Annotated in this window: 3 protein-coding genes; all 3 read right to left on the minus strand. The window is 35.7% G+C overall.

Annotated features, from left to right (window positions below; translation table 11 throughout):
• Positions 1-2594 (minus strand): autotransporter outer membrane beta-barrel domain-containing protein (locus ACFING_RS09335; RefSeq protein ID WP_375630660.1); only part of this gene is annotated, 2594 nt, incomplete at its 3' end.
• 951 nt (positions 2595-3545) lie between these two features.
• Complete coding sequence (locus ACFING_RS09340; RefSeq protein WP_375630661.1) at positions 3546-3695, minus strand: hypothetical protein; 150 nt, start codon at positions 3693-3695, stop codon at positions 3546-3548.
• A 159-nt stretch (positions 3696-3854) separates the two neighbouring features.
• A partial coding sequence (locus tag ACFING_RS09345) for an autotransporter outer membrane beta-barrel domain-containing protein (RefSeq protein ID WP_375613936.1) occupies positions 3855-4007 on the minus strand: 153 nt, incomplete at its 5' end.

Consider the following 4007-nt stretch of genomic DNA (forward strand, 5'->3'; position numbering starts at 1 on the left):
CCATAGGCACGTAGTGTATACATATCCGGTAAGCCACCTCTTGTGGTATAGCCATTTACCAGTTTGAAAGAGTTTTCTTCTGCTTTTCCAGAAACTTGAATGAGTGAAAGCCCCCGTACATTAGGAGCAGCAGAGGTATTTACTTGACTACTGTTCTTTTCTACGCGTCCTGAAACATAAACTGATGTGTTGCCAGAGACATCCCCATGGATCAAAAGTCTATCGGTTTTTTGGTCATTTATTGCAGCACCATCACTCCAAGCCGTGTTGAAGTAAATCTTTGCGTCACCAGAGGCATTGTAGACGGCTTGCGTGTCTGGTTTACCAGAACCTATATACAAAGTTTGGTAATGCTGTTTTTCTGTTGGCTTGCTAAACATAATGGAGCTGTTATCGAGATTAAGCGTAGAAATATCGGAACGAGATCTTTGAGCAATATCAAGTAGTTTTCCATCAGCATCTTTTTCATTGTTACTGATCTTCAACGTCCATTTTGTGTCGTTTTTCAGATCAAAGCGTGTTTGCCCATTTTCGTCATTTCTTACACCGCCTTGTAAGACAGAATGGTCTGCGGTTAAAGTAAACATTTCAACAGGTTTTGTCTTCTGCTTTATGTTTTTGAATAACGTATCTGCAAGGATTTTTGAATTTTTGAGATTAATTTTCCCCATTGATTCATCGGTATTTATTCCAATACCATTTTCAACGATCAGATCTGTATTGGTCAAATTAACTTCACTGTTTTGCCAATCTTGTGGATTACTATTACTTAGGCCGTTTAACTTATTTTGAGACAAATCTGCAAAATTTACCCCAGCAACCCCTGCTGTTGCAGAAGTATTTGCGAGATCAATATGTCCATTTCTGTTTATCTTTAGTGCAATTATTGTTGCATCTATTTTGTTTTCAGCGCCATTGACCATCTTAATCGTGCTATTGGATGCGACAAGTCCAAAATCAACTTTTTCAATCGTTGTTTTTCCGTTTAATTCAATGACGCTATTTGCAGCAGCATTTACACCCATGCTGGGTAGTTCGATTCCCTCAATATTTGTTCTCTTCCCTTTTATCGTTAATTCTTCACTTGTGATTTTGCCTCCATCGGTTACATAAAGGCCAAAGAGAGTCTTCGTAATCGTTGTTTTTCCTTTTAATTCAATGACGCTGTTTGGGCCCTCAGCTGATGCGCCTGTAACTGAACTTTCGCCATTTTCTGTGAGTGCAACATCTTTAACATTAATATATCCACCCAAAGTTGCATATAATGAATTATTACTCCCAGTAACAGTTCCTCCTGTCATGAAAATTTTTGATTGCTCACCAATGGCACTCAGCGCATTATGCTCAGATGAAATGATTTTCACACCATTGTTTAAAGTAATGCTACTGCCGTTTAGAGCAATTATTGCTTCTCCTTTTGCCTCAAAAGATCCGCCGGTGATTGTTATTTGAGATTTGTTATCTGCTAAGATGCTGTTTTTTGCTTTCGTGACGGTTACATTATTTAAAGTGACAATACTTCCTTTGTCAGCACTTATTCCTTTATCCATAAGAAAGTCATCATTTCCGCTTGATATTTTTACATCTTTCAGCGTGTTTTCTTTGCTGGTGGTGTTAAGAAATGATGCACCTACTGCTTTGTCTCCTGTGACCTCAATCGATCCTCCGGTCATCTTGATTGTCGCATTATCACTTTCGGCTTTAACACCGATCGAAGCATTTTTAATTGTTGTGTTACCATTCAATTCAATAGTGCTGGAACCTCTTGCAAATGCACCGAATTTTGTTCCTTTACCATTTGCTGTGAGCACAACATCTTTAACATTAATATATCCACCAGCTTTTGTGTATAATACACTATTGCTCCCAGTAACAGTTCCCCCTGTCATGAAAATTTTTGATTGCTCACCAATGGCATTGAGCCCATCACCGTTAAGTGATGTGATTTTTGCCTTATTGTTTAAAGTAATGATACTACCGTTTCGAGCATTGATTGCTGTTTCTTTTGCCTCAAAAGATCCACCGATAACTGTTACTTGAGTTTGGTTATCTGCAAAGATGCTGTTTTTTGCTTTTTTAACAGTTATATTTTTCAAAGTGAGTTTACTTTTTTTTTCAGCTTTTATTGCGTTATAGGGTTCGCTGTTTTCACTTGTTATTGTGACATTTTCCATATTTCCGTTACCAGCATTTAGCTGAATAGCGGTTTTATCAACATTGATAGAACCTCCTGTCATTTTGAATGTAGCGTTGTCCGATATATTAACGCCGTATTCATAGGAAGATTTAGTTCCAAGTGGAGCACCAATGATGGTATTGTCCGATAATTCAATCAAACTATCGGATCCTTTAACGGTGACAACGGTTGTAACAGATGGTGGTGTTGGAGAGCTACTCCCCAGCTTTAAATTCTTGCCGATGATTTTTCCACCCGTTTCTGCCCAAATATTCTCGTAGCTTTCTTTAGAGACTTCCATTTTTTTTCCATCAGAAACTTTAAGTTCTTTAAGTTCTTCCGCTTGTGTTTTGTGGTAGGTCCCAAATAATAGAATTGCTGCAATTGCTGTATACGATAAAAGAGATTTTTTAGACATTTATGTTCTCCTCACTTAAACTAAGCTACAAATATTTTTCCTGTTTTCCATATCTCCACTTGTTAGTAAGAAGAACAAACAATATAAGAAAATAAATAATGGTCTATAAAAAACATTCTTCCTACTCACTATTTTATAATTTACTTATAGTCAAATTAAAAAATATAATAATTAATGTATATATTTACATTTAATTCATATTATATTTATAGTTTTAGTTATTACGTATTAAATATATAATTAAAAATATTAAAATGATATTTAAGGACAATATTATAAGCAAATGATCGTTATTTGTTTGTAATTTTTAAGGGTATCATAGTACTTGTCATATATTTTGATGCATTAAGGAGAATAAAGGGGGCAGCATCGTTGGGAACAGCCGTCAGCAAAAATTAAAAAAGTTTACTTAATTTTAGATCTGAGGTGTTTTATATTGGATGTAATGTGTTTTATAAATATGCTAAAGAGCACTGATTGATGCTTTTATAAATCTTAGTTTCTTCTTGAGTATTTTGATAAAGTGGTTGATGTCTTTGTTTTTTGGGTGTATTTAATTAAATTATCTGCGTAAAGAAATATTTTGCAGTATGTTTCCTGTGTAAAGAGGAAAATAATAGTAGCTTGTGCTTTTTATCTACTTACGACAGTAAAACTTTACATTTTCTTTTTGCTTTGAGAAAAAGGGGAAGGGGATTTTATGAAGCAAGCGCGATTTATCAATAAACATATATGATTTATCAATAAATACATATAAGGTGTTTTTTCTGAAAGTTTTACTTTCACTTGGAGATGAAGCGCTTTGCGACATTTTTGTTTATGAGAGATAAATGCCATTCAATATCTAAGACAGCGTAAGGGGCAGATTTCTCAAAATCACTGAATTTATTCTCACCCTTAAGCATAACCACCCGCTTTAGTGCATATTTTCATTCTTTTGCGCAAAGACTGCTACATGCATTTCACGCTCCCCAATTCCAGCAAATTGGCAAGACCTTCCACAGCTGTCTTTTCAGGATTATAACGAAAGCGCTTTTTTGCCTGTGTACGAGCAATTACTTCAATCTGGTATGCATCAAAAACAATACCTAGCTTTGTCAATCAATAAATCTTGATGGAGATGATCTTGGGAGGATAAAGAACAAAAGCTATTCGAGCGATCTTTTTATGAAAGGGTGTCAAGAATAAAAAAGGCAGCATATTGTGCTGCCTTTTTGTTAAATTGAATAGAATGAATAGGCTTGCTTTTACAGCTTTGTGTTAAAACTGATAGCGTATGCCGCCTGAGAAATTTGCTCCAGATATACCAGTTTTCTGAAGCTTTTGTTGATAGCTGACATCACCATGAAGGGAGAAATTGTGAGACAGTTGCGCATTGATGCCAACGCCGCCTTCAATTGCAGGTCCCATAGG

It is taken from the genome of Bartonella sp. AP150HLJHH (assembly GCF_042196385.1).
In the GTDB taxonomy this organism is placed as follows: Bacteria; Pseudomonadota; Alphaproteobacteria; order Rhizobiales; family Rhizobiaceae; genus Bartonella.